Origin of the sequence: Amycolatopsis sp. NPDC089917, assembly GCF_040684635.1 — a bacterium.
GTDB lineage: Bacteria > Actinomycetota > Actinomycetes > Mycobacteriales > Pseudonocardiaceae > Amycolatopsis.
Genome location: NZ_JBFBGL010000009.1, coordinates 15,072 through 39,457, shown reverse-complemented (window position 1 = coordinate 39,457; position 24,386 = coordinate 15,072). Strand labels below are relative to the sequence as shown.

General features: G+C 68.5%; 26 protein-coding genes. 12 read left to right on the top strand and 14 right to left on the bottom strand.

The annotated features are described in order from the left end of the window. Positions 1-19 precede the first annotated feature (19 nt). The gene (locus AB0N89_RS09165; RefSeq protein WP_364202096.1) at positions 20-925 is read left to right on the top strand and encodes a GAF and ANTAR domain-containing protein; all 906 of its coding nucleotides are present in this window, start codon (positions 20-22) and stop codon (positions 923-925) included. A 28-nt stretch (positions 926-953) separates the two neighbouring features. After that, a complete protein-coding gene (locus AB0N89_RS09160; protein WP_364202093.1) occupies positions 954-1,817 on the top strand; it encodes an alpha/beta fold hydrolase in 864 nt (287 codons plus the stop codon). Positions 1,818-1,855: 38 nt separating this feature from the next. Here AB0N89_RS09160 and AB0N89_RS09155 read toward each other — a convergent pair whose 3' ends face one another. From AB0N89_RS09155 to AB0N89_RS09130, 6 genes are all read right to left on the bottom strand, one after another. Then, positions 1,856-2,197 (bottom strand): hypothetical protein, encoded by a 342-nt coding sequence (locus AB0N89_RS09155; protein WP_364202090.1) that lies wholly within the window; start codon positions 2,195-2,197, stop codon positions 1,856-1,858. Positions 2,198-2,369: 172 nt separating this feature from the next. Next, a complete protein-coding gene (locus AB0N89_RS09150; RefSeq protein ID WP_364202087.1) occupies positions 2,370-3,905 on the bottom strand; it encodes an alkaline phosphatase D family protein in 1,536 nt (511 codons plus the stop codon). An 81-nt stretch (positions 3,906-3,986) separates the two neighbouring features. Further along, on the bottom strand, positions 3,987-4,949 hold the full coding sequence (locus tag AB0N89_RS09145; protein WP_364202084.1) for an NAD(P)-dependent alcohol dehydrogenase: 963 nt from the start codon (positions 4,947-4,949) through the stop codon (positions 3,987-3,989). Beyond that, positions 4,946-5,179: a helix-turn-helix transcriptional regulator gene (locus tag AB0N89_RS09140; RefSeq protein ID WP_364202081.1), complete on the bottom strand. Its 234-nt coding sequence runs from the start codon at positions 5,177-5,179 to the stop codon at positions 4,946-4,948. The genes AB0N89_RS09145 and AB0N89_RS09140 overlap by 4 nt, the downstream gene beginning before the upstream one ends. After that, on the bottom strand, positions 5,173-5,601 hold the full coding sequence (locus AB0N89_RS09135; RefSeq protein WP_364202078.1) for a hypothetical protein: 429 nt from the start codon (positions 5,599-5,601) through the stop codon (positions 5,173-5,175). The genes AB0N89_RS09140 and AB0N89_RS09135 overlap by 7 nt, the downstream gene beginning before the upstream one ends. A gap of 128 nt (positions 5,602-5,729) precedes the next feature. Next, on the bottom strand, positions 5,730-6,116 hold the full coding sequence (locus AB0N89_RS09130; RefSeq protein ID WP_364202075.1) for a MarR family transcriptional regulator: 387 nt from the start codon (positions 6,114-6,116) through the stop codon (positions 5,730-5,732). An 86-nt stretch (positions 6,117-6,202) separates the two neighbouring features. On the opposite strand from AB0N89_RS09130, the gene AB0N89_RS09125 reads away from it, so the two are divergent. Next, positions 6,203-7,660, top strand: a complete 1,458-nt coding sequence (locus AB0N89_RS09125) for an MFS transporter (protein WP_364202072.1) — start codon at positions 6,203-6,205, stop codon at positions 7,658-7,660. Positions 7,661-7,715: 55 nt separating this feature from the next. On the opposite strand, the gene AB0N89_RS09120 is transcribed toward AB0N89_RS09125, so the two are convergent. Next, a complete protein-coding gene (locus AB0N89_RS09120) occupies positions 7,716-8,966 on the bottom strand; it encodes a cytochrome P450 (protein WP_364202069.1) in 1,251 nt (416 codons plus the stop codon). A gap of 49 nt (positions 8,967-9,015) precedes the next feature. Between AB0N89_RS09120 and AB0N89_RS09115 the strand changes: the two genes are divergently transcribed. Continuing rightward, complete coding sequence (locus tag AB0N89_RS09115) at positions 9,016-9,744, top strand: alpha/beta hydrolase (protein ID WP_364202067.1); 729 nt, start codon at positions 9,016-9,018, stop codon at positions 9,742-9,744. Here the strand turns inward: AB0N89_RS09115 and AB0N89_RS09110 are convergent. From AB0N89_RS09110 to AB0N89_RS09100, 3 genes are all read right to left on the bottom strand, one after another. After that, complete coding sequence (locus AB0N89_RS09110) at positions 9,741-11,177, bottom strand: PLP-dependent aminotransferase family protein (RefSeq protein WP_364202064.1); 1,437 nt, start codon at positions 11,175-11,177, stop codon at positions 9,741-9,743. The two genes, AB0N89_RS09115 and AB0N89_RS09110, sit on opposite strands and share 4 nt — an antisense overlap. Positions 11,178-11,189: 12 nt before the next feature. Then, positions 11,190-14,798 carry a methionine synthase gene (gene metH / locus AB0N89_RS09105; RefSeq protein ID WP_364202061.1) on the bottom strand — a complete coding sequence of 1,203 codons (3,609 nt, stop codon included), beginning with the start codon at positions 14,796-14,798 and terminating at the stop codon, positions 11,190-11,192. A 143-nt stretch (positions 14,799-14,941) separates the two neighbouring features. After that, positions 14,942-16,030: an acyltransferase gene (locus tag AB0N89_RS09100; RefSeq protein WP_364202058.1), complete on the bottom strand. Its 1,089-nt coding sequence runs from the start codon at positions 16,028-16,030 to the stop codon at positions 14,942-14,944. A 515-nt stretch (positions 16,031-16,545) separates the two neighbouring features. Here AB0N89_RS09100 and AB0N89_RS09095 point away from each other — a divergent pair. From AB0N89_RS09095 to AB0N89_RS09070, 6 genes are all read left to right on the top strand, one after another. Next, a complete protein-coding gene (locus tag AB0N89_RS09095) occupies positions 16,546-17,013 on the top strand; it encodes an SMI1/KNR4 family protein (RefSeq protein ID WP_364202055.1) in 468 nt (155 codons plus the stop codon). An 89-nt stretch (positions 17,014-17,102) separates the two neighbouring features. After that, positions 17,103-17,471 carry a hypothetical protein gene (locus AB0N89_RS09090; RefSeq protein WP_364202053.1) on the top strand — a complete coding sequence of 123 codons (369 nt, stop codon included), beginning with the start codon at positions 17,103-17,105 and terminating at the stop codon, positions 17,469-17,471. Positions 17,472-17,507: 36 nt separating this feature from the next. After that, complete coding sequence (locus tag AB0N89_RS09085) at positions 17,508-17,792, top strand: hypothetical protein (protein WP_364202050.1); 285 nt, start codon at positions 17,508-17,510, stop codon at positions 17,790-17,792. 107 nt (positions 17,793-17,899) lie between these two features. After that, complete coding sequence (locus AB0N89_RS09080; protein WP_364202048.1) at positions 17,900-18,082, top strand: hypothetical protein; 183 nt, start codon at positions 17,900-17,902, stop codon at positions 18,080-18,082. 79 nt (positions 18,083-18,161) lie between these two features. Continuing rightward, complete coding sequence (locus AB0N89_RS09075; RefSeq protein WP_364202045.1) at positions 18,162-18,338, top strand: hypothetical protein; 177 nt, start codon at positions 18,162-18,164, stop codon at positions 18,336-18,338. After that, entirely contained in the window at positions 18,332-18,604 is a 273-nt protein-coding gene (locus tag AB0N89_RS09070; protein WP_364202042.1) for a hypothetical protein, read from the top strand. Before AB0N89_RS09075 ends, AB0N89_RS09070 begins: the two co-directional genes overlap by 7 nt. A 51-nt stretch (positions 18,605-18,655) precedes the next feature. Here the strand turns inward: AB0N89_RS09070 and AB0N89_RS09065 are convergent, their stop codons facing one another. Next, positions 18,656-19,333, bottom strand: coding sequence for a peptidylprolyl isomerase (locus tag AB0N89_RS09065; protein WP_364202039.1), 678 nt, complete (start codon positions 19,331-19,333; stop codon positions 18,656-18,658). Positions 19,334-19,560: 227 nt separating this feature from the next. Here AB0N89_RS09065 and AB0N89_RS09060 point away from each other — a divergent pair, with 227 nt between their 5' ends. Continuing rightward, complete coding sequence (locus AB0N89_RS09060) at positions 19,561-20,028, top strand: SRPBCC domain-containing protein (RefSeq protein ID WP_364202036.1); 468 nt, start codon at positions 19,561-19,563, stop codon at positions 20,026-20,028. Positions 20,029-20,144: 116 nt separating this feature from the next. Here AB0N89_RS09060 and AB0N89_RS09055 read toward each other — a convergent pair whose 3' ends face one another. The 3 genes from AB0N89_RS09055 to AB0N89_RS09045 are packed head-to-tail and all read right to left on the bottom strand — an operon-like array spanning position 20,145 to position 23,250. After that, positions 20,145-21,377 (bottom strand): glycosyltransferase, encoded by a 1,233-nt coding sequence (locus tag AB0N89_RS09055; protein ID WP_364202033.1) that lies wholly within the window; start codon positions 21,375-21,377, stop codon positions 20,145-20,147. Then, complete coding sequence (locus AB0N89_RS09050; RefSeq protein ID WP_364202030.1) at positions 21,374-22,207, bottom strand: SDR family NAD(P)-dependent oxidoreductase; 834 nt, start codon at positions 22,205-22,207, stop codon at positions 21,374-21,376. Before AB0N89_RS09050 ends, AB0N89_RS09055 begins: the two co-directional genes overlap by 4 nt. After that, complete coding sequence (locus AB0N89_RS09045) at positions 22,204-23,250, bottom strand: alpha/beta hydrolase family protein (protein WP_364202027.1); 1,047 nt, start codon at positions 23,248-23,250, stop codon at positions 22,204-22,206. Before AB0N89_RS09045 ends, AB0N89_RS09050 begins: the two co-directional genes overlap by 4 nt. A 448-nt stretch (positions 23,251-23,698) precedes the next feature. Between AB0N89_RS09045 and AB0N89_RS09040 the strand changes: the two genes are divergently transcribed. Then, positions 23,699-24,358, top strand: a complete 660-nt coding sequence (locus tag AB0N89_RS09040; protein WP_364202024.1) for a hypothetical protein — start codon at positions 23,699-23,701, stop codon at positions 24,356-24,358. The last annotated feature ends 28 nt before the right edge of the window (positions 24,359-24,386 follow it).

Here is a 24,386-nt window from a genome sequence, read left to right as displayed (position 1 = left end):
GGGTTGGTTGCGGCGGTTGATGGTGCGCGCTCGGCGCCGGTTCCCGCCGGTGACTCCCGTGCTGCATCACGCCGATGTGCAGAAGTGGGAGAGGCGGGCTTTGGCCGATGAAATCGACTGGCAGCAGGACAAGAACCGATTCGTCGAGGATGTCGGCGACGGCGACCTGCCGGTGATCTCCGAGAACGGTGCTCGGCTCATCGCCGGGCCACTGGTTAAGCAGTTCGTATCCCTGACCAGGGCGTTGCTGGATTCCGGCTCGGTCGCGGCGGTACTCGAACGGGTGGTCTTCGCGACGCGGGACCTGGTGCCGGGCGCGGATCTGGTGAGCGTCACCCTCCTCGACCCCGACGGCGGGTTCCACACGCCGGTGGGGACCGACGAGATCGCCGGTGAGCTGGACCAGTTGCAGTACCAGTACGGCGAGGGCGCCTGTGTCGAAGCGGCACGGGTTTCGGGTCCGGCGGCGGCCTTCAGCGACAACCTCGCCGAAGACGCCCGCTGGCCACGTTTCGGCCCGGCGGCCGCGGCGCTCGGCTTCCACTCGCTGGTTTCGACGGCTTTGCTGCCCGAGGCGTCGATTTCGCAGCTTTCCGGCGCGCTGAACGTCTACTCGCGACGTCCGTTCGGCATCGCCAGGCCCGACCGCGACGTGCTGTTGCTGCTGGCGACGCACGCTTCGCTGGCGTTGGCGACCACGCACGCGGTCACCCGCGGTCAGCTCCAGGAGGAACAGCTCCAGCAGGCGCTGGACAGCAGGGACGCGATCGGGCAGGCCAAGGGCATTCTGATGGCACGGCGCGGGATCGACGCGGCGGAGGCGTTCGAGGTGCTGCGGCACACGTCGCAGAACATGAACATCAAACTCCGGGAACTGGCGGAGATGCTCTCCAAACGGCATACGGAACTGGAATTGCCCGACTGACCGTGCCGTCGCCACTACGATCGCGATCATGGCTTTCGGCGAGCTGGAGTTGTCGCGGACGTACGAGTGGCGTGGCCGTTCGGTCGCGTGGGACCGTTTCGGCGAAGGCGCCCCGGTGGTGCTGTGCCACGGAACACCGTGGTCGGCGCAGCTGTGGGCGCCTTTCGCGCGAGCGCTCGGCGAGGAATTCACCGTCCATGTCTGGGACATGCCGGGGTACGGCCGCTCCTCGAAGGAACCCGGTCACGCCGTCGATCTCGGGACGCAGGGCGAACTCTTCGCCGACCTCCTCGGGCATTGGGGGCTGACGTCCCCGCACGTGATCGCCCACGACTACGGCGGGGCGGTTTCCCTGCGCGCGAAATTGCTGCACGGCGCCGAATACGCCTCGCTCGCCCTCGTGGACGTCGTCGCGTTGCGGCCCTGGGGATCGGAATTCTTCCGGCTCGTCGCGGAGAACGCCGAGGTCTTCCAGGCACAGCCGCCGACGGTGCACCGGGGTGCCCTGGAGTCCTACATCGGGACGGCCTCCCATCGTGGTCTCACCCGCGCCCAGCTGGACACGCTGACCGGGCCCTGGCTGGACGCGGAGGGACAGCGCGCCTTCTATCGGCAGATCGCCGAGGCGGACGTCCGGTACACCGACGAGATCCAGGACCGCTATCCGGAACTCGCGTTGCCGGTGAAGGTGATCTGGGGCGCGGACGACACGTGGATCCCGGTGGACCGGGCGGAACAGCTCGCGGACGCGATTCCCGGCGCCCTCCTCGACGTCATTCCGGGCGCCGGGCATCTGATCCAGTACGACGCGCCCGTCGAGCTTGCCTTTTCCCTGCATCGGTGGCTCACCGCGGAAGTGGGCCGGTGGGGACCCGCCGGGAGCGGACGCTGAACGCCCCAGCGCAAGATCAACATCGTTTCATTCGGATATTAGAAGTCGTCTACGTGATATCCCGCGACGTAGGCGTTCGCGAGCAGTCCGCCGTGACATTCCGCCGTCGACGGGCCGAAACCGATCGGAACCCAATGTCCGACGGTGAACCAAAGGGATGATCCCGACGCGCAGTGTGCGACCACCCGATAGGTCTCCGAGTGTCTCGGCAGGGAGAAGCAGGTCAGGGAAATCCCCTCGCCGAAGAGGATTCCGTAGCGGTTGCTGTCGCATCCGTAGGGCGGGAACTGGCTTTCGGTCGCCGCGGAGGCCGGCGAAGCGGCCAGGAATCCGGCCGCCGAAAAGGCGGCCATGACTAAAGCGGCGATTTTCTTCTTCATTGCTTTCTCCCGCGGATCGTTCCCAATGGAAAGCTCAGATTAGCCGCACGGAAGAATTGTCGTTAATTCATCGGGCAGGTGAAACGAGAACGCGTGCGGTGAGCCGCGCTGCTCCGAAAGAGCGTCCCCCGCCCCTCTTCCGAGTTCCCCGGATCCCCTTTCGGCCTAGCGGCTAGCGCCGCCTGTACTGCGCGGGAGACGTGATCGTGGCCCGGTCCTCGTACGATCCCGGCCTGCCGCGGTCGACGTGGAACGTCGTCAGGGTGCTCACCGGCGAACGCGGGTCGCGCCGGTCGCCGATCACCCGCAGGTGCGTGCTCCAGCGGCGGGGCGTGACCTCGTAGACGTCGTAGCCGTACCGGTCGCCTTCGAAGTACTTGAGGTGCGGGTTCGCCGCGCCCAGCTTCGGCCCGTTCGTGGCGTTCCATTCGGGTGAGTAGGCGCCGGAGGTGACCGAATGCGCGGTGAACTCCGTGCCGATCACCGGGGTGGAAGGGTCCGCGAAGTCCGGGCGGATGTCGTCGACGAACGCGGAGTGCCAGTCGCCGGTGATCACCACGAGGTCTTCGAGGCCGCTCTGGGCCACGTGGGTCAGCACCTCCTCGCGTTCGGCCAGGAAGCCGTCCCACTGATCCGTGAACATGTAGCCACCGCCCGGCTTCGCCAGCTGGCTCAGCATGATCGAGTTCACCCAGCAGTGCCACGCCTCGCCGGCGCCGGTCACCTGATCCTTGAGCCAGCCCTTCTGGTCCGCGCCCAGGATCGTCCCGTCGGGCAGGTTCTGCGCCGACCGATACTGCCTGAGGTCCAAAATGGACAGGTCCAGCAGGTCGCCCCAGCGGCGCTGCCGGTGGATCCTCGGCGTCGCCGGGTGGTCGGGCCGCACCGGCATGTGCTCGAACCAGGCCTGGTACGCCGCCGACCGCCGTGCCTGTAAAGACGGCGTCGTCCCGCTGTAGTCGTTGACGACCTCGTGATCGTCCCAGGTGATGAACCAGGGGTGGGCGGCGTGCGCGTCCCGGAGCGAGGGGTCGGACTTGTAGAGCGCGTGGCGCCGCCGGTACGCCGGCAGCGTCAGCACTTCGGGGCCTTCGTGGTCGCGCAGCGGGTTCCCGCCGACCTGACCGTGCTCGTAGACGTAGTCACCGAGGTGGACGACGAAATCGAGGTCCTCGCGCGCGATCCCGGCGTGCGCCGCGTAGAACCCGTCGTGGAACGCCTGGCAGTTCGCCGAGGCGAACCGCACCCGCCGGACCGGGCCGACCGGCGCCGTGCGGGTGCGGCCGACCCGGCTGACCTTGCCGAGCGCCTGGAAGCGGTAGTAGTACTGCGAACCCGGCTCCAGCCCGGACACCGGGACGTGCACGCTGTGCCCGAGCCCGGCGGAGGCCGCCGTAGTCCCGCCGGCGACCCGGCGGCGGAACCCGCGGTCGGTGGCGACCTCCCACGCGACCTCGACGGTGTCGTCCAGCGGCTGCTCGAACTCCATCGGCTTCGGTGCGAGCCGGGTCCAGAGGGCGACGCCGTACGGCACCGGGTCGCCGGACGCGACACCGAGCGTGAACGGCGCCTCGTCCCAGGTCGCGCCCAGCGCCGCCGCGGCCTCCTCCGCCTGCGCGACCGTCATCCGCGAACTCAACGGCCAGGCCAGCCCCAGCGCACCGGCGGTGGCGGCGCCTCGCAACAGGTCCCGGCGGTTGACGGGCATCGGTGGTCTCCTCGGCTCGGCGGATCGCTCCCCGACACCGAACACCGCCGAGATGACCGCAGGTCAACGCGAGGACGAACATCAGACGGTGATGACGACCTTGCCGCGCGCGTGCCCCTCGCTCGCGTAGCGAATGGCTTCGGGCACTTCGGCCAGCGAGTAGGCGCGGTCGATGACCGGCTTCAGTTTTCCCGCCTCGGCGAGCGAGCGCAGCGTCTGGAGATCGTCCTGGTTCTCCGTGGAGAACAGGCCGCGGAGCTTCTGTTTCACGAACGGCCCGAGGAGCAGCGCCCGCAGATTGCGGGCGACCGGGCCGATCCACCTTCCCTTGCCCTCGCCGCCGACGATCACGAGAGTGCCCCGCGGCGTAAGGGATTTCCGCAGTGAGGTCAGCGACCGGTTGCCCGCGGTGTCGAGGATGAGGTCGTAGCCGCCGCCGAATTCTTCGCGCGTGTAGTCGAAAACCGTGTCCGCGCCGAGCGAGCGGACGAGGTCCACCTTGCCCGGTCCGCACACGCCGTCCACCTCGGCGCCGAACGCCTTGGCGATCTGTACCGCGAACGTGCCCACGCCGCCGCCCGCGCCGATGATCAGGACCTTCTGCCGGGGTGCCACCCGTCCTCGGTCGCGAAGCGCCTGGAGCGCGGTGAACGCGGAGATGGGGACGGCCGCCGCTTCCTCGAAGCCGAGGCCTTCGGGTTTCCGCGCGATCCTGTCCACTGTGGTCGGTGCGTACTCGGCGAAGGAACCTTCACAGGTTCCGAAAACTTCGTCGCCGACGCTGAACCGCGTGACGTTCTCGCCGACCGCGTGCACGACACCGGCGAAGTCCAGGCCGCGGACGCGGTCCTTCGGTCTCCGTACCCCGAAACCCATCAGCCGCACCAGATACGGTGTGCCTTCCATGAGGTGCCGGACGCCGGGGTCGACGGCCGCCGCCCGGATCCGCACGACGACACCGCCGGGTCCCGCTTCGGGTTCGGGCAACTCGGTCAGTGTCAGGACGTCGGTGGTGCCGTACTCGTGCTGGACGATCGCCTTCATGGCGGCCTCGTTTCCTGGTCCGGATACTGGAAGACGTCGTCGAGCCCGACGCCGAACACCCTGGCGATCTGGAAGGCCATCTCCAGGGATGGTGAGTAGCGGCCCTGCTCGATCGCGATGACCGTCTGGCGGGTGACGCCGACCCGGTCCGCGAGTTCCGCCTGGGTCATCTCGCCCTCGGCGAACCTCAGGGCGCGGATGGAGTTCGTGACCTTGGTCGGTTTCACCATGCCTGGAATCCCCAGCGGTACGCGGCGATCTTCGCGATCGAGCCGAGCAGGGACGAGAGGACGAAGGCGACGTACACGGTGTTGGCGATCCAGAAATGGTCCAGCTCCGCCATCGCCATGACGAGCGCCGCGACGCCGCCGAGCACGACGAACGACTGTCCGATGTGCTCGCCGAACCGGCCGATCTCGCGGTCGCGCTGGTCTTTCGGTCCCGCGTCGCGGGGCGAGGCGAGCGCGGCCGCGACGTGCAGCGCGATCGAGGCCACGATGGCCGCCCCGACCGTCCACAACAACGTCGCCACGTAAGAGACATCGGCGAGCGGGCCGGAGCCTGCCCGGCCGAGGACGACGATCAGGTACACCGCGTAGGCGCAGACCGTGACCACGGCCATGATCCACGCGCGTTTCTCTTCCAGTGCCACGACGTCCAAAGTAAAGAATTCCAGACACTATGTCAAAGATTCTTTACTCAGAACCGGACCGAGTACATGAAGGCCCCCTTCACAGCGCTAGGCGCGATGAAGGGGGCCTTCATGTACTCGGTCCGGAGTTATGCCTTGACGGTGAGGGTCTCTTCGAGGGTCGCCCGATGGGTCGGCTTCGCCTCTTCGTAGCGACGGCGGCCCTCGTCGGTCACGACGACGAAGATCCCGCGACGGTCCGACTCGCAGAGCGCGCGCTGGACGAGCCCTTCGCGCTCCAGGCGGGCGACGAGTCGTGAGGTGGCGCTCTGGCTCAGGTGGACGACGTCGGTCAGGTCGGCCGCGCGGCACTTGCCGACGACACAGTTGACCAGGCGTTCGAGGGCTTCGAACTCGGTGACGCCGAGTCCGTGACGCTCCTGGAGGCGGCATTCGAGGCGGCCGAAGACCGCCGCGTGCCGGGCGGACAGCTCGCGCCACTCCTGCAGCAGATCTTCTTCGGCGACGTCGCTCACGCGGCCCAAGATAGCATGCACGTGAATTTTATGCAAAGACATTAAATGCACTTGCATTAGATGCGTGTGCATGTACTGTACGGATCATGAGTTCTTCCGTGCAGCTGTCCACCAGCTCTACAAGGTGGGACGCGCGCCTCTGGGGTGTCCTGCTCACCGTGTCCGTAGTCGTGGGCCTCGACGCGCTCGACGTGTCGATGGTCGCCGTCGCCCTCCCGTCCATCCAGGCCGAACTCGGCCTCTCCACCGGCGCCCTGCAATGGATCATCAGCGCCTATGTGCTCGGCTACGGTGGCCTGCTGCTCCTCGGCGGGCGCACCGCCGACCTGCTCGGCAGGCGCCGGGTCTTCCTCGTCGCCGTCGCGGTCTTCGCGCTCGCTTCGCTGCTCGGCGGTCTCGTCGACGACGGCGCGCTGCTGATCGCCACCCGCTTCATCAAGGGCCTCGCGGCCGCGTTCACCGCACCCGCCGCCCTGTCCATCATCACCACGACCTTCCACGAAGGCCCCGCCCGGAACCGGGCGATCAGCATCTTCGCCGTCTTCGGCGCGAGCGGGTACTCCGCGGGCCTCGTCTTCTCCGGTCTGCTCACCGAGGTCGGCTGGCGCTGGACGTTCCTGCTTCCGGTGCCGATCGCGATCGCCGCGCTGGTCGCCGCCATCAAGCTGATCCCGTCCTACCTGCCGCAGACGGGTGGCGGCTACGACTTCCCGGGCGCGATCACCGGTGCCGCCGGTTCGCTCCTGCTGGTCTTCGCCGTGGTCGAGGCGCCGGAGATCGGCTGGGCCGCGCCGCGGACGCTGATCTCGTTCGCCCTCGCGCTCGCCCTGCTCGTCACCTTCGTGATCATCGAGAAGCGCAGCAAGCACCCGCTGCTCCGGCTCGGCATCCTGCGCTCGGGCCCGCTGGCCCGCGCCAACCTCGGCGGCGCGACGTTCTTCGGCGCCTACATCGGTTTCCAGTTCGTCGTGATGCTGTACCTGCAGACCGTGCTGGGCTGGTCCGCGCTGCAGACCGCGCTCGGGTTCCTGCCCGCCGCGCTGATCGTGGCCTTCGGCTCGCCCAGGATCGAGCCGCTGATCGACCGGCTCGGCACCCCGCGCACGATCCTCGCCGGTGTCGTCGCCCACGTCATCGGGTACGCGCTGTTCCTGCGGATCGACGAGAGTTCCAGCTACGCCGGTTCGGTGCTGCCGAGCATGATCCTGCTGGGCATCGGCTTCATGCTGGCGTTCTCCTCGCTGAACATCCAGGCGACCAACGGCATCTCCGACGACGAGCAGGGTCTCGCCGGCGGCCTGCTGAACACGTCGATCCAGGTCGGCGGCGCGATCGGTCTCGCCGTGGTGACCGCGGTCCTGACCGGCAACGCGGGTGGCGCCACCGGCCCGGCCGCGCTGTTGAACGGCCTGGCGCCCGCGCTGACCGTCGTCACCGGCATCGCCGTGATCAGTGTCCTGGTGGCATTGTCCGGGGTCGTCGGCCTGCGCAAGGCCGAAGCCCGCTCCGCCATCGCCGAACCGGAGTTCGCCGCGGCCGAGTGAGCAAGGGGGTGAAAGGGACCTTCCCGCGCTCGGGGGCGGGAAGGTCCCTTTCGGGTCACCAGCGGATCGGCAGGGACTTCAGCCCGTTCTGGAAGTTCGACCGCAGCCGCACCGGATCACCGGCGAGTTCGACCTCGCCGAGCAGGTCCAGGACCGCTTCGAACATCGCGCGCAACTGCACCCTGGCGAGCTGGGCACCGAGGCAGAAATGCGGGCCGTGCCCGAAGGTCAGGTGATCGTTGGGAGTGCGGCCGATGTCGAAGCGGTCCGGGTCCTCGAAAACCGACTCGTCGCGGTTCGCGGCGGAGAACCAGACGACGACCTTGTCGCCCGCCCGGATGTCCACATCGGACAGCACGACGTCCTCGGTCGCGGTCCGGCGGAAGTGCACGACCGGCGTCCACCACCGCAACATCTCTTCCACCGCACCGGGAAGCAGTGAACGGTCGGCCAGCAGCCGCCGGTACTGATCCGGATGCGACAGCAGCGCCAGCATCCCTCCGGGGATGCCGTTGCGCAGCGTTTCGTTGCCCGCCACGGAAAATAGCCAGAACAGGTTCTCGAACTCCGCGATCGACACCCGCCCGCCGTCTTCCACGTGCCCCATCAGGTTGCTCATCACGTCGTCGCCGGGGTTCCGGCGTTTGTGCTCGCCGAGCGCGGTGGCGTACGCGTAGAGGTCCGGCATCCCGGCGCGGGTGCGCGGATCGGGCATCGCGCCGTCCGGCCCCGGAACCGGCCGCACCGCCAGCGCCGCCCGCGCGAGATCGGTGACGCCGCCCGCCTCGACGGTCGCGCTCACCGCGTAGTCGGCGTCCTGATAGCCGATCACGCGATTGCTCCAGTCGTACATCAGCCGCCGGTCCTGTTCGGGGATCCCGAAGACCTCGGCCAGCGTCAGCAGCGGAAGATCGGTGGCGACGGCGGCGAAATCGCACCGGCCGTCCGCCTGGACGCCGGCGATCAGCGATCGCGCCCAGCCGTGGATCCGCGCGGTCAGCCTGCCGACCGCGCGCGGCGTGAACGCCTTGGTGAGCAGGCCCCGCAGCCGGGCGTGCTCCGGCGGGTCCATGTTGAGCATCATCCGGCGGACGTACCCGAGGTCCTGTTCGGTCGCCGGGTCCCGGATCTGCGTCCCGCCCAGCCGCGACGAGAACAGCTTCGGGTTCTTCAGCACGTACTTGACGTCCGAATGCCGCAGCACGGCCCAGAAATCGTCCACCCGCACGACCGGCGACTCCCGGCGCAGCTCCGCGAGGCGCTCGTACGGCACGCCCCGGGTGTAGGTGTCCGGATCGGTGATCACGGCTTCGAAGACTAGCCCGCGGACCGGTGACTGGGGAAAGATCCGTCCGGTGGAAACGCTGAAGATGCGCACCGCCGGAACCGACGGCCCCGCCGTGCTCCTGTTGCACGGGCTCGGCGCGACGGGCGCGGTGTGGGACGGCCTGATGTTGCAGCCCGGCTACCGCTGGCTGGCACCCGACCTGCCCGGGCACGGGGCGTCACCGCATTTGGCGCACTACTCCTTCGGAAGTCTCGCCGGGGCGGTCGCCGACGCGCTCCCGGAACGCGGTCCGCTGCTGGTGATCGGCCACTCGCTCGGTGGGGTGGTCGGGCTCGCCCTGACCAGCGGGTGGTTCGGCCTCCGGATCGACGGGTTGCTCGCGGTCGGGGTCAAGGTCGAATGGAGCGAGCCGGAACTGGCCAAGGCCGCCGACCTGGCGGCGAAACCGCCCCGGGTGTTCCCCGACAGGGAGGACGCCGAACGGGCGTTCCTCAAGATCGCCGGTCTGACCGGGCTGGCCGAAGCGGACCCCGACGGCATCGTCGAAACCGAGGGCGGCTGGCGGCTGTCCCTGGACCCTCGCGCGTTCGCCGTCGGCGCCCCCGACATGTCCGGCCTCCTGGGCGCGGCACGCTGCCCCGTCGCCCTCGCCGCCGGTGAGCACGACCCCATGAGCCATATCGATCAGCTTCGCGCCCTCAGCCCGGCTTCCGCCGAACTTCCCGGGCTGGGGCACAACGCCCACGTCGAAGACCCGGCGGTACTCCTGGCCTTCCTCGCCCAGTTCGCGGGCTAGCGCCTGATCCTGCCGAGGGTGGCGATGCCCTCGGCGATGTCGCTCGCCGGGCTCGACCCGTAGCCGAGGACGAGACCCGGATTCATCGGCCGCTGGCAGTGCCATGACAGCGGCTGCACCTTCACGCCCTGTTCGAGCGCGGCGGCGGCGAAGTCGAGGTCGGAGAACCCGGCGTCGAAGGTGATCGTCAGGTGCAGCCCGGCCGCCGCGCCGTGCACGACGGCGTCCGGGAGGTGCGTCCGGAGCGCGTCGATCATCGCGTCCCGCCTGCGGCGATGGCGTTTGCGCACGAACCGCAGCTGCCGCTCCATCTCGCCGGACTCCATGAGATGCGCGAGCACCAGCTGCGGGAGGACGGCGTTGCCCAGGTCGGCGAACCGTTTGGCCGCGACCACCTCGTCCCGGTAGCGCGTCGGCACCAGCATCCAGCCCACCCGGAGCGCGGGCGCGAGCCACTTCGACACACTGCCCGCGTAGCAGACCTGCTCGGCGAGCATCGAGCGCAGCGCGGGGACCGGCGGACGGTCGTAACGGTGTTCGGCGTCGTAGTCGTCCTCGATGATCAGCCCGCCGTCCGCGGCCCAGCGCATGAGCTCGCGGCGGCGTTCCCCGCCGAGCACGACGCCGGTCGGGAACTGGTGCGCGGGCGTGAGCAGCACGGCGGGCGCGCCGCTGCGGACGAGCTCGCCGACGTCGACCCCGTCCTCGTCGACGCGGATCGGCGGCGTCGCCATCCGCCGGTCGTGCAGATGCTGCCGCGCGCCCAGCGAACTCGGGTCCTCGACGGCGATCTCGGCGATCCCGTTGTCACCCAGCACCTGGGCCAGCAACCCGAGACCCTGCGCGACACCGGCGACGATCAGGACGTCGTCGGCGTCGGCGGTGATACCCCGGGTGCGGGCGATCCAGTGCGCGATGGCCAGCCGCAACGCGGGCGCGCCCCGAGGGTCGCCATAGCCGAAGGACGCCGCCGAAAGGTCGTTGAGCACCGTGCGTTCCGCGCGGAGCCAGGCCGTCCTCGGGAAGGCGGTCAGATCCGGCACACCGGGGGACAGGTCGATCCTCGCCGGGGTCGACCGCAGTGAGTCGAAGACGCCGATCCCCGGGGCGGGCCGGAAGATCGTGCCCGCCGACGGGGGTCCCGGCGTCGTCTGTTCCTTCGTCCGAGCGGGCGCCGCGACGACGACAGTGCCCGCGCGGCCGCGCCCGGCGACGTGGCCGTCTTCGACCAGCCGCTGATAGGCCTCGGTGACCACACCGCGCGAGACCCGCAGGTCGGCGGCCAGCGCCCTGGTCGCGGGCAGCTTGCTGCCGACCGGCAGGCGGCCGTCGGAGATGGCGTGCCGCAGCCGCGACGCCAGCCAGTCCGACCGGCGCCCCGGTGGTGCGTCCCCGATGTCCAGCTGCAGGAAGTCCGAGCCCTCGGCAGTCACCCGATCATTGTGTCATTCGGGCTCGTAGGCGAGGTTCGGGCGCAGCCACTGCTCCACAGTGGACAGTTCGACGCCGCGACGGGCCGCGTAGTCCTCGACCTGGTCCTTGCCCAGCCGTCCGACGGTGAAGTACCGCGAATCGGGGTGGGCGAAGATCAGCCCGCTGACGCTCGCCGCCGGAGTCATCGCGAAGGACTCCGTCAGCGCCATGCCGAAGCTGCCCGCGTCGAGCAGGTCGAACAGCTCCTGCTTCTCGCTGTGGTCCGGGCTCGCCGGGTAGCCGAGCGCCGGGCGGATGCCGCGGAACCTTTCGGCGTGCAGGTCCTCCAGCTTCGGGTCGGCGTCCGGTTCGAACCAGTCGCGCCGCGCCTGGAGGTGCAGATACTCGGCGAACGCCTCGGCGAGCCTGTCCGCGAGCGCCTTCACCATGATGGCGCGGTAGTCGTCCTGCTTGGCTTCGAACTCGGCCGCGAAGTCCTCGGCACCGAGGATGGTGACCGCGAATCCGCCGAGGTGGTCGCCCGCACCGGCCGGCGCGACGTAGTCGGACAGGCAGCGGTTCGGCCGCTCCAGCGGTTTCTTGGTCTGCTGGCGCAGCATCGGGAACTTGAGACCCGACTCCAGGATGATGTCGTCGCCCTCGGAGTGCGCCGGCCAGAACGCGTACGCGCCCTTCGCCTGGAACCGCTCCTCGGCGATGATCTGGTCCATCAGGGTGTTCGCGTCGTCGAACAGCTCCCGCGCCACCGGGTTGTCCAGGATCGCCGGGTACTTGCCCTTCAGTTCCCAGGCCAGGAACAGGAAGGTCCAGTCGATCATCTCGCGCAGCTCGGTGAGCGACGGTGAGACGTACCGGACGCCGGTGAACGCGGGCGTCGGGACCTCGTCGAAGGAGACCTTCTCCGGGTTGGCCCTGGCCTGCTCGACCGTCAGCAACGGGGTCCGCTGCTTGTTCGCGTGCTGGACGCGCAGCTCTTCCTGGTCCTCACGGTTCCTCTTGTCGAGGATCTCGGCGCGGTCCGGGTCGAGCAGCTCGCCGACGACGCCGACGACGCGGGAGGCGTCGAGGACGTGCACGGTCGTGTTCTCGTACGCGGGCGCGATGCGGACCGCGGTGTGCTGGCGTGACGTGGTCGCGCCGCCGATCAGCAGCGGCAGTTTCAGCCCGCGCCGCTCCATTTCGGTGGCGACGTTGACCATTTCGTCGAGCGACGGCGTGATCAGGCCGGAAAGCCCGATGGCGTCGGCGCCTTCGGAGACCGCGGTGTCCAGGATGACCGAGGCCGGGACCATCACGCCGAGGTCGATCACCTCGTAGTTGTTGCAGCCGAGGACGACGCCGACGATGTTCTTGCCGATGTCGTGCACGTCGCCCTTGACCGTCGCCAGGACGACCTTTCCGTTGCCCTGGCGGGTTTCGACGCGGCCTTCGAGACGGGCCTTCTCCTTCTCGGCCTCCATGAACGGTTCGAGGTAGGCCACGGACCGCTTCATCACGCGCGCGCTCTTGACCACCTGCGGCAGGAACATCTTGCCGGAACCGAACAGGTCGCCGACGATCTTCATGCCGTCCATCAACGGACCTTCGATGACTTCGAGAGGCCTCGGCAGCTTCTGCCGCGCTTCCTCGGTGTCCTCTTCGATGTAGTCGACGATGCCGTGCACCAGCGCGTGGCTGAGGCGTGCCTCGACCGTGTTCTCCCGCCAGGACAGGTCGACGGTGCGCTTGGTTCCCTTGCCGTTGACCGTTTCCGCGAACGTGACCAGCCTGTCGGTGGCGTCCTCGCGGCGGTCGAAGAGCACGTCCTCGACCAGTTCCAGCAGATCCTTGGGGATGTCCTCGTAGACCGCGAGCTGGCCGGCGTTGACGATGCCCATGTCCAGGCCCGCGCGCACCGCGTGCAGCAGGAAGGCCGAGTGCATCGCTTCGCGCACGACGTTGTTGCCGCGGAAGGAGAACGACAGGTTCGAGATACCGCCGCTGATGTGCACGCCCGGACAGCGTTCCTTGATCCGCGGCAGCGCGTCGATGAACGCCTTGGCGTACCCGTTGTGCTCGGAGATACCGGTCGCGACCGCGAGCACGTTCGGGTCGAAGATGATGTCCTCGGCGACGAAACCGGCTTGCTGCGTCAGGAGATCGTAGGCACGGGCGCAGATCGCGACCTTGCGGTCGGCGGTGTCGGCCTGGCCCTCCTCGTCGAAGGCCATGACGACCACACCCGCGCCGTAGTCGCGGATGCGCCGGGCCTGCTGGAGGAACTGCTCCTCGCCTTCCTTGAGGCTGATGGAGTTGACGACACCCTTGCCCTGCACGCATTTCAGCCCGGCTTCGAGGACCGTCCACCGCGAGCTGTCGATCATGATCGGCAGCCGGGCGACCTCGGGTTCGGTGGCGATGAGGTTGAGGAACGTGGTCATCGCTTTTTCGCTGTCGAGCAGGTCGGCGTCCATGTTGACGTCCAGCAGGTTCGCCCCGCCGCGGACCTGCTCCAGCGCGACGTCGACGGCGGCCTGGTGGTCGTCGGCCTCGATCAGCTTGCGGAACTTGGCGGACCCGGTGACGTTGGTCCGCTCGCCGATCATGACGAACCCGGTGTCCTCGCCGATCTCGAACGGCTCCAGGCCGCTGAACCGGGTGTGCGGCTCGGCCTCTGGGAGGACGCGCGGCGCCATCCCGCGGACGGCGTCGGCGATGCCCTTGATGTGCGCGGGGGTCGTGCCGCAGCAGCCGCCGACGACGTTGACCATCCCGGCCGTGGCGAAGTCGCCGAGCAGCGCGCCGGTCTCGTCGGGCGTCTGGTCGTACCCGCCGAACGCGTTGGGCAGACCGGCGTTGGGGTGACAGGCGGTGTACGTGCCCGCGAGATGGGAAAGTTCGGCGATGTGCGGGCGCATTTCCTCGGCACCCAGCGAACAGTTGACGCCGACCAGCAGCGGATCGGCGTGTTCGATGGAGCTCCAGAACGCCTCGACCGTCTGCCCGGACAGCGTCCGGCCGCTCAGGTCGACGATCGTCACCGAGATCCACAGCGGCAGATGCGGCGCGACGTCGCGGGCGGCGGCGATCGCGGCCTTGCAGTTGAGGGTGTCGAAGATCGTCTCGATCAGAAGCAGGTCCACGCCACCTTCGGCGAGAGCCTTGATCTGATCGGCATACGCCGCGTACACCTCGTCGAAGGTCACCGCGCGGAACGCCGGGTCCTCGACCTTGGGCGACAGCGACAACGTGACGTTCAGCGGCCCGACCGACCCGGCGACGAACTTCCCGCCCGCCGCGTCCGCCGCCTCGCGCGCGATCTGAGCGCCGCGGAGATTCATCTCGTACGCGAGATGCTCGAGCCCGTAATCCGCCTGCCCGATGGTGGTGGCGGTGAACGTGTTCGTCGTCGTGATGTCCGCGCCGGCGTCGAGATACTGGCGGTGGATGTCGAGGACGACGTCGGGTCTGGTGATGTTCAGCAGGTCGGGGTCGCCGGTGATGTCGCGCGGGTGATCCTGGAACCGCTCGGTGCGGTAGTCCTCAGGCTTGAGTCCGGCGTTCTGGAGCATCGACCCCCACGCGCCGTCGAGCACGACTATGCGCTCATCCAGCAGCTTTCGCAGGGCGGTCGTTTCCATCCAGCGCTCCTCCCATGTCGTGGGAGGCGCCCTTGCGGTGAGGTCCGGGGCCGAGCGTGGCGGACCCCGTGGTCCGTTGCAGCGCCTCTCGACCTTGGCGACCAGACTACCGGACCCACACAAGGGCGCTTCGCCTGAATTGCTCAGCCGCTGGCCAGTGCGGGTCCGGCTTCCCGGATCGTGGGATGGGGCGGTGCGGGCCCGCGCCGGGCGACCAGTTTGCGGCCGACCTCGATCATCGGCAGCTCGACCCAGCGGTAGAGGACGTCGGAGACGGCGAGAGCGACGACGGTCACGGCGAGGGCGGTCGACGTCCGATGCGTGCCCAGTTGGGGAATCGACAAGGCGACCACGGTCGCCGCCACCCCTTGCAGCAGGTAGACCGAGTAGGACCGCTCGCCGATGAACCGCATCGGCGGGGTGGAGAACAGCCAGGCGATCGGACCGCGCGGGATCAGCGACGTCATGAACAGCGCGACCACGACGGCGTACGTGGTGCCGCCGACAGTGCCGCTGTCCTGAAAGAAGGTCGCGATGTCGGTCACGTGGATCTGAAGGACCACGAGGGCCGCGAGCAGGACGAAGCAGGCCGCTGGGTGCGTGAAGACCCGGAGGATCGCGAAGCCCTTGCGGTAGTGGAGGCCGATGGCGAGTGCGCAGCCGATGACGATGGGTGAGTAAGCGCCCGCGTAGGGCATCACGGGGATCAGCGCGATCATGAGCGCGATCAGGCCGATCGCCAGGCCCAGCCGTTTCGGGAAGCTCAGTGCCGCGATACCGAAGGCCAGGAACGGCCAGACGAGGTAAAACTTCTGCTCGACCCCCAACGTCCACGACTGGCCGAAGGGCGCGTTGCCGGCGAACTCGTTCGTGAAGGTCAGGAAGTACGGCATCGCCCCGGAAAGCCCGCTGGACGTGTATTGGCCGCGCAGACACGTGAACACCACGACGATGCCCAAAACCGTGAAATACACGGGAAGAACGCGGAAAGCGCGACGGAGGTAGAAGTCGGCGAGCGAGATCCTGCCGTTTCGGTCCTCTTCGCGCAGAGCCAGCGTGGTGATGAGGAAACCGGAAAGGACGAAGAACAGGTGGACGCCGATCCACCCGTTGGCCACGGCCCACGACGGTCCTCCGTAATGGAACACCACCACGAGGAGCGCGGCGATCGCGCGCAGCCCGTCGAGGGCCGGGAATCTCTTCGTGGACAGGTACTGCTCGTACGTCAGCATGCTTCGAACCCTCATGAATGTCACCGGCAGCCAGGCCGATGAGGATGCGTCACTCTAAAGGGTGAAACACTGTTTCCTGTGAGGGGGCTGTGTGATTCCTGCGCGTAGCGAAGGCGGCTACGACCTGTGCCGTCAGTTGTCAACGGCGTGGCACCGCGGTCAGGATGCGGCGCCCCCCCGGGTATCGACAACATCGAGTTCGCCACCTCGTGTCGAGTGGCGAGGGAGGTGGTGGTGGGGGGCGGCGTGGGGCCTGAGGACCTGAGGGGCTGGATCGAACGGACGTCTCGGCTGAGTGCCGAGTTCGGGCGAGGGTTCGAGGCGAGGTTCGGTTATCCGCCTGGCGAGAACCGGGTTTTCGCGGCCGGAGTCGCCGAGGAGCGGATCACCGTTTTCGGATCGGATGGAGGAGGTTCGATGTTCGCTTTGAGCGCGGCCGGTGGACAGGTCCGCCGCCTGCGAGGAGGAGCCTTCCTGGACGGCATCCTGAGCGAACTGGAAAGTCAGGTCGTCGCGTGAGCCTCGAAGCGAGCGAGCGCCTGATCGAACTGATCCGCGCGAACGCGGGCATCGCGAATCACGCCGGCGGAGAGGACGACGTGAGCATCGACGCCGCGGAGCGGGCTCTTGGTGTCGCGTTCCCACCCTCGTACCGTCGTCTCATCGAGGAATTCGGCACCTGGGACATCGCCGGAGAAGAATTCCTCGGCGTCTACCGGACTCCCGCCTATGGGAATGAGTTGCTCGGGTCCGTGAAGGCGACCCTGGACCTGCGCCGTGATCACGGACTTCCCGCCGAGCTGATCGTGGTGATGTTCGACGGCATGGGCGGGGCGATCGTCCTCGATTCGTCGAAGGCGGACCGGTTCGGCGAGTACCCGGTCTTCGTCTGGAGCCATGTCGGCGAGCCGGTCGAGAAACTGGGAGAGGACTTCGGCTCCTACGCTCTTGGTCTGTGCGAGAGAGCGGTAAGACAGTGGTGAGGCATTCGATTCACTCCGCGCTGGCTGTCGCGCGAGATCTCCTCGCCAGTCGGGTGAAGCCTGGAACGTCTCCGACGGTCGGTGAGCTCGTGGCGGTCCTTCGCGGCTTCGAGCCGGTCGAGTTCGACGGCACGGACGGTCCCGACGCCGACGGGTTCCTCTTCGAATACTGCGAAGTGAACTGGTTCTCCGAGCCGGTGTTCTCGGTGGGATTCGTGCGGCAGCTGGAGATCGTCGACGCCGACGGGGAGCACGAACAGCACTCACAGGTGAGGTTCGACTTTCACTACCGTGTCGATGCCGAGCTGCGCTCGGTCGTCAACCGCGCCGTGTGGTGGTTCCGCGGTGACGGCACCCCCTTCGAAGGCTGGCTCGAATCGGCGGCGCAGGATTCGATTTGGGCGATCCTGCGGGGCAAGGAACTCGTCGAATTCGAACTCTCGCAAGAGGCGGTCTGAGCAGAGGACCTCTGACTCTCGAACGTAGGGAAGGTCATGGCGGCAGTGATCCAGCTCGGTGTCGAAAGTGTCGGGCAAGTGTCCGAAGAGAAGGCGGTATGCGTCGTCCGGTGTCTCGGCGACCAGGTCTCGGTCGGTGACGTCCTCTCCACCGCGATCTTCGAGGATGGCTCGTCGACGAAGATCGACCTGCGAGTCGTCGGGATCCTGCGTTACGGACGGCCGGTCGAACTACTCGACTCGCCGCACAGCGCGACGCTCGAACTGGCGGGAGCGGGTGGGCTCGAAGGAGTCCGGGAACTCCGCGGCACCCCGCGGTGAAACGGAACTCCCGGCGAACCGGCTGGATGTCGACGCTGATCTCAGTCATCGACGGAGGTTCGGACCGGATCGACCGTCATCCGTGTCCGCGTTGCGAGGCACGCCGGTTGGAGGTCAGGTACCTCGGCTATCCGGAGACCCGGCTCGCCACGGTCTATCTCTGGTGCGATGCGTGTCTGCACGGTGTTCAGATCTCGCGTGCCCGCGCCCCGGAGGGGATGACGCTGTACCCGATCAAGGATCCGGCGTCGGCCGACGGGATTCCCGACTTCGTCCGGCAGCAGCCCTGAGAGCCGTTGATGCGGCGCTGGCCGCGGCCGGTCATACGGTTGGGTAGTCGGCCTCGGCAAGAGTGAGAGTGTGGTGTCTGTGGAATTCGCCGAATTCGAACTCATCGTCCTGAGGGCTCGTGAAGAACGAGCGGTTCATGTTGTTCCGGGCGTGTTCACGCCCTTTGATTTTTGGCGGGCTTCCGAGGTCGAACTTGCGCGGGCCGAAGATGCGCTTGGCGTCCGGCTTCCGCAGAAGTACCGCCGTTCATGCTGACGTACGGGGGTGGAGGCTTCTTTTCCATCGATCTGCTGCCGGTGAAATCTCCTGATGGCCGCGAGGAGGACCTTCTTTCGGTGAATGAAAACTCCGACGAGTGGGTCGGATTCGTCGCAGCGGCCCCTGTGGGGACTGGAGATTGGTGGGGCTTCACCGCCGACGCCGGCATCTGCGGTGAAGCCGTCTACTTCAGGTTTCACGAGGACGAGCAGTTGGAACTCGCCGCGGACGATTTCTTGGTCAAGTGCGGATTGCGGTCGTAAGACCGGCGACTGCTTTCACGGCTTCGGCACGCGGGCTCGAAGAGTGAAGAATCAGAAGCCGACGGTCGCCTTCTGGATCTTCACCGGCTTCGCGGGCAGCCCGTCCTGGGGGCCGTTCGGGTCCGTCGGGATGATCCCGGCGGCCACGATCTTGTCCAGCACGTCCATGCCCCGCACGACCTTGCCCATCACCGAGTAGTTCTTCGGGATGTTCGCGAACGAGTGCACGATGAAGAACTCGCTGCCGTTGGTGCCGGGGCCCTGGTTGCCCATGGCGATGGTGCCGCGCTCGTAGGTCTCGGTGCCGTCGACCTCATCCGGGAACTTGTAGCCCGGTCCGCCCTTTTCGGCTTCGTAGATGTCGCCGCACTGGAGAACGCCGAGGCGCGAGGAGTTCGTCAGGCGCCAGCACTGGCTGTGGTCGTAGAAGCGCTGCAGCGCCAGGCTCGCCAGGTTGTGCGCGGCGCACGGGGCGGCGCCCGCGCGGTCGAGGCGCACGGTGACCGGGCCGTAGTTGAAGCGGAACGTGACGTCGATCGTGCCGCGGGTCAGCGCGAAGGGGATCGGCCGGAACACCGGGCGGGCCGCGGGGTTCTCCGGCGTCGGCGTGAACTCGCAGCGCACGATCGGCAGGGACGCCGAGGACACGGGCGCGGCCGAGGCCACTCCGGGCAGCAGGACGGCGGCGAGAGCGGAGACGACGGCGGTGACACCCCAGCGCAGCTTCATGAGGGGGAACCTAACCCAAAAGAGTGGTCGTCGGGTAGCGGTTCACGGACAGCGAGCGCGCCTGTGCGGTGGCCGTTCGGTCCAGGTGGTCGTGAGTGGCGATTCGGGTTAGAACACGAATCGCCACTCACGACCCCCTGGACCGACGCGTTTCGCCCTCTAGATGCGGTTTGACAGGAACGCTAGAGTTCAACCAGACGGTTGAATAGCCTGCGGAAGAGAACCCGATGAGCGACCTGACGATCACGCGTCTCCTCGACGCACCCCGCGAGCTCGCCTTCCGGGTCTGGACGGATCCGGACCATCTCGCGCACTGGTGGGGGCCGGCCGGGTTCACCGCCAAGTCCTGCACGGTCAACCTCACCGAAGGCGGCCGCTGGCGGATCTGCATCAGCGACGGCGAGACCGACCTGTGGGCATCGGGCGTCTACCACGAGATCGTCCCGCCGGAGCGGCTCGTCTTCAGCTTCGCCTGGGAGGAACCGGAAGGCTCGCCAGGGCACGACACGCTCGTCACCGTCACCCTCGCCGACCTCGACGGCAAAACCGAAATGTCGTTCCACCAAGAGATCTTCGAGACCGTGGCGGATCGCGACAGCCACGTCGAAGGCTGGCAGTCCTGCTTCGGCCGTCTCGCCGCCTACCTCGCGACGAAATCCGCCGAGTGTCCACATGGGACACCGGGTGATGATTGAGCGTCCGATTCAGGTCCGCATGAACTGTTCCGAGTGAGGTCGTGAGTGACAAAGAAGGTTAGAACACTCTTTGCCGCTCACGACCCCTTGAGATCACACCATATTTACCTTGCCTCTCAATAACCCACCTGCCGCAGCACTTCGCAGGCCCGCGCCACCCCGTCCTCCTCGCGCAGCCGCGCGCCGACGTACTGCGCCCCACGGCGGAACAGCAGATTGCCGGACAGCTCCAGCAGCCGCGCGGTCAAGGCGTCCGCGGTGAGATCCCGCAACGGAAGCGGGCGCGGTCCGGCGCCGAGGCGTGACACCCGATCCCCCCAGTACGGCTGGTCCGAGAAGACCGGGCAGACCAGTGCCGGGACGCCCGCGCGCAGCGCGGCCGCGGTCGTGCCCGCGCCGCCGTGGTGCACCACCGCCGCCGTACGCGGGAAGAGCCACCCGTGCGGGACGTCCCGGACAGCCAGCAGATCGTCGTCGTCGGACTCGGCATCGGTGGCGAGCAGGCCGCGCAGCCCCACCCGGCGCAACGCCGTGCGGACGGCGGCGAACGCCCGCTCCGCTTCCGACGGCCGCATGCTGCCGAAGCCGACGTACACCGGAGGCGGTCCCGAGGCGAGAAAATCGCGCAGGCGCGGATCCGGCCGCCACGCGGCGGGGGTGTCGAGGAACCAGTACCCGGTGACGTGGACCCTGGCGGGCCAATCCTTCGGCCGGGGCACCACGGCGTCGGAAAACCCGCACAGCACCGGGGTTTCCGCTCGCCGGGGTCCGCGCAACCCGGCCGCCGGGAGACCGAGCTCCGCGGCTCGCCAGCGGTCCACCTCGGGTCGCAACACCTGCCACGCGACGGCGTCGACGGCGTGAAAGCTCAGCCGCCGTCCGCACGGCCCGGCCTTGGCCGCCCACGGCAGCAGCGGATGCGCGAACTTCCTCGTCGGCATGCTGGGCTGATAGTGCAGCTCGACGTCGGGCACGCCGAGCGCGGCGCCCAGGTGCGCGCCGAGGAACCCCAGCGTCGGGGCGAGCACGAGGTCCGCCCCCGACGCTCCTTCGCGGACGTCGGTCAGCAGGCGCTCCAGCACCGGGGCCAGCGCACCTCGCAGACCGCGCAGGAACGTCGCGGGAGTGCGCCCGCCCTCGGTCCATTCGCGGCCGCCGTCCGAACCGAGGATCTCGCCGGGATCCGCCGAAAGCGGCGCGAACTCCAGACCGTGCCCGGTCACCCAGGTCCGGAATCGCTCGGCCGCCAGTACCCGGACCCGGTCACCGCGCAGGCCGCGCCCCAGCGCGACGCACGGCTGGACGTCTCCCCGGGAGCCGGGCGCGACGATCACGACGAGCCGGGTCACCGTTTCGCCGCCGTCAACCGGTAGCGAAACCGGAACGGCAGGTTCGCCAGCACCGCCGCGATGCGCGCGTCCCGGCCGACCAGGTAACGCGGCGCGGGACGGCGGGCGGTCAACGCGTGAACGACGACCCGCGCCGCCCGCGCGGGCGGCACACCGTTCCGCGCGGACCGCTCCGCACTGCGTTCGGCTTCTTCCAGTTGCGCCGCATACCTTTTCCGCGCGGCTTCCGGCAAGGCCGCGCGCACCTCTTCGGCGGCGGCGCGAGCACGCGGCCAGATCGAGGTCGCGACCGCGCCGGGCTCGACGAGGACGACGTCGATCCCGGACGGCGCCAGTTCCGCGCGCAGGCTGTCGGTCAGGCCGACCAGGGCGAACTTCGACGTGTGATAGGGCCCGACCATCGGACCGGCGATGCGCCCGCCCATCGATCCGATCGTCACCACCCTGGCGGCGGGTTCGGCGCGCAACGCGGGCAGCATCGCCTGCGTGACGGCGAGCTGACCGGTGACGTTGACCTCCAGCTGCCGGCGGAAGTCCTCGAGCGGGACGTGTTCCAGCGGTCCGGGCCGGGCCATCCCGGCGTTGTTCACCAGCCCTCGCACCGGCCCCGCCGCCGCGACCTTCTCCCCGCACGCCGCGATCGACGCCGCGTCCCGAAGATCCATCCGCAGCACTGTGACCGCTTCGCCATAAGTGCGGGCGAGTTCGGTTTCGTCCGCGTCGGTGCGCACACTGGCCCAGACATGCGCGCCCCTCCGGGCGAGCTCGGCCACGCAGGCCCGGCCGATCCCGCTCGAAGCCCCGGTGACCACAAAGGACGGACGGGTCACGACGCCTCCCCCGCTTTCACCGGCGCCGAGAGCGCGCGCAGCATCCGTGGCCAGGTCTTGTGCAGCTGGTCCTGCCAGTACGCCCAGTGGTGCGTGCCCGGACCGTAGAAGTCCGTCGTGACCGCGACGCCGAGCCGGTTCAGCCGGTCCGCCATCGCGGCGGTCTGGCCGGAGCACAGGAATTCGAGCAGCATCGCGCCGGGCAGCACGTCGATCGGGAGCTTCCCGTCGAACGGCCCCGGCAGGCCGTTACCCGTCGACAGGTAGAGCTCCGTGCCGCGCAGGCGGTCGGCGTTCACCAGCGGGTCGTGCGCGTCCCAGCGGGAGGCCTCGCGCCGCCGGTCACCCCAGAGCGCCTCGGGATCCTGCCGGGCCGAGGCGACGATCGCGCTGGTCAGCAGCTCGCCGTACGGGCCCGTGGGATTGAGGTTGCCGCTGAACGATCCGGCGAACCGGAACACCCCCGGCCTCCGGGCCGCCAGTTCCACCGCGCCGTAACCGCCGAGCGAGAGCCCGGCCGCGACCCGCCGCCCGTCCCCGCGATACCCGCGATCGATCAGTTGCGGGATCTCGACGGCGGTGAAGGTCTCCCAGTGATTCAGGACGACGTTCTTGCCGTAATTCCACCAGTCGGAAAAGAACCCCGCGGAACCGGAACCCGGCATCACCACGAGGGCGCCGGAGTCGTCGGCCAGCCTCCGGATGTCGGTGTTGGCGGTCCAGCCGCGATAGTCCTGCAGCCGGGTCTCCCCGGCGAGCAGGTACACCGCCGGCCACTTCCGGTCCGGTTCGGCGGCCCACCGCGATGGCAGGATCAGCCGCACCATCGCGTAACTCCCGACGCCGACCGAACGCACGGTGAGGTCCAGCATCCGCGGATCACCGTCCACAGTGGTCTGGGCGACGACGTGCGACCCGTCGTCGGCGCGGGCGTCCGGGACACCGCTCTCGGCCCGCGCCGGGGCGACGGCGACGCTCGGCAGCAGGCACGCCACGGCCGCCAGCACCGCGACGGCCCGCGACCGCCTCGAAATATTGCGCATACGTGATCCTTTGTCCCGGTCGTGCGACAGAATTCGAAAATGTGACGGCGATTACCCGCCAAAAGGAATCGGAGGTGCCGACAAGTTAAGCGGAAGAAGACCCTCCAGGCAATTGTCCTGCCCACAATCCGGGAGGACAATGTGAATGCCAGGGAAACAAGAAAACCTTCCATCTCCCCCATCAGGGTGACCCGTCACTCACGGACAGTGAACAACACTGGCACGGCAGTACCAGACTTCGTCACGCACCTGCGAAAAGTCCGGAAGCAGCAGGTCACACCCAGTACACGAAGGACATTTACGTTCTCTTGATACCTTCCGGTATTCGATTTCCCGTCGTAGCCTTCGTCGTGCCGCCCGGGTTCGGCGTCCCCTGAAGCGACCCCCGGCGCCTGCGTCCCACCGAAGGGACCGTGACCCCCTCAGGACCCTTCCGAAAGGGCTATTCATGACTGCCCGAATTCGTGCGCTCGTCGTCTCCGCCGCCGCGTTGGCCACCATTTCCGGCGTACCCGGAGAATCGATTCAGGCCGCCGCGGCACCGACTTCTCCCGGCGTCCCTCCGGCCGCTTTGCTGCCGCCGGAGACCGTTCCGCACGCGTCCGCGCGCGACGGTTTCGACGTGGCCTCGGCACTGTCCACCCCGGACCGTGAAGAAAGCCGGATCGACGTCGGCGGTTGCGAGGACGTCGTCCACGGCAGGCTGGTCGGCGGCGACGCCACCGGCCAGGGCTTCCAGTCCTCGGTACCCGGCGGCCAGGTGTCCGAACTGGTCGCCCGCATGACGAACCCGCCCGATCTGGCGGCCTGGGCCGCGCAGGCCGGACGGTGCTCGAAGGTGACGGTCGACGACGCGGCCGGTACCGCGTCGTCGACCGTCACCGTCCATCCCGCTCCCGTCGTCCCGGGCGCGAAAACCCTTTCCTACCAACAACTCCTGACCTTGCGCGGCCAGCCTCCCGAGCTGCCCGAACTGCGCCTGCGCACCGTCGTCATCGCCGCCGACGACGTCTTGGTCCTGCTTCGCGACGCCGGGACGACCGGCCTCGACCTCGACGCGCTAGCCGTCGCCGCCTGGCAGCACGCCGCCGGCCCGCTCGGCCGCTGAACCCGACACCCCCGCCGACCCCGAGGAG

Bases quoted from the DNA above. Each gene is read 5' to 3' on its own strand.
- AB0N89_RS09085 (WP_364202050.1), top strand. From the start codon at position 17,508: ATGGCGGCAGTGATCCAGCTCGGTGTCGAAAGTGTCGGGCAAGTGTCC.
- AB0N89_RS09150 (WP_364202087.1), bottom strand. From the start codon at position 3,905: ATGCCCGTCAACCGCCGGGACCTGTTGCGAGGCGCCGCCACCGCCGGT.
- AB0N89_RS09140 (WP_364202081.1), bottom strand. From the start codon at position 5,179: ATGGTGAAACCGACCAAGGTCACGAACTCCATCCGCGCCCTGAGGTTC.
- AB0N89_RS09145 (WP_364202084.1), bottom strand. From the start codon at position 4,949: ATGAAGGCGATCGTCCAGCACGAGTACGGCACCACCGACGTCCTGACA.
- AB0N89_RS09065 (WP_364202039.1), bottom strand. From the start codon at position 19,333: ATGAAGCTGCGCTGGGGTGTCACCGCCGTCGTCTCCGCTCTCGCCGCC.
- AB0N89_RS09100 (WP_364202058.1), bottom strand. From the start codon at position 16,030: ATGCTGACGTACGAGCAGTACCTGTCCACGAAGAGATTCCCGGCCCTC.
- AB0N89_RS09125 (WP_364202072.1), top strand. From the start codon at position 6,203: ATGAGTTCTTCCGTGCAGCTGTCCACCAGCTCTACAAGGTGGGACGCG.
- AB0N89_RS09045 (WP_364202027.1), bottom strand. From the start codon at position 23,250: ATGCGCAATATTTCGAGGCGGTCGCGGGCCGTCGCGGTGCTGGCGGCC.
- AB0N89_RS09155 (WP_364202090.1), bottom strand. From the start codon at position 2,197: ATGAAGAAGAAAATCGCCGCTTTAGTCATGGCCGCCTTTTCGGCGGCC.
- AB0N89_RS09160 (WP_364202093.1), top strand. From the start codon at position 954: ATGGCTTTCGGCGAGCTGGAGTTGTCGCGGACGTACGAGTGGCGTGGC.
- AB0N89_RS09070 (WP_364202042.1), top strand. From the start codon at position 18,332: ATGCTGACGTACGGGGGTGGAGGCTTCTTTTCCATCGATCTGCTGCCG.
- AB0N89_RS09165 (WP_364202096.1), top strand. From the start codon at position 20: ATGGTGCGCGCTCGGCGCCGGTTCCCGCCGGTGACTCCCGTGCTGCAT.
- AB0N89_RS09060 (WP_364202036.1), top strand. From the start codon at position 19,561: ATGAGCGACCTGACGATCACGCGTCTCCTCGACGCACCCCGCGAGCTC.
- AB0N89_RS09040 (WP_364202024.1), top strand. From the start codon at position 23,699: ATGACTGCCCGAATTCGTGCGCTCGTCGTCTCCGCCGCCGCGTTGGCC.
- metH (WP_364202061.1), bottom strand. From the start codon at position 14,798: ATGGAAACGACCGCCCTGCGAAAGCTGCTGGATGAGCGCATAGTCGTG.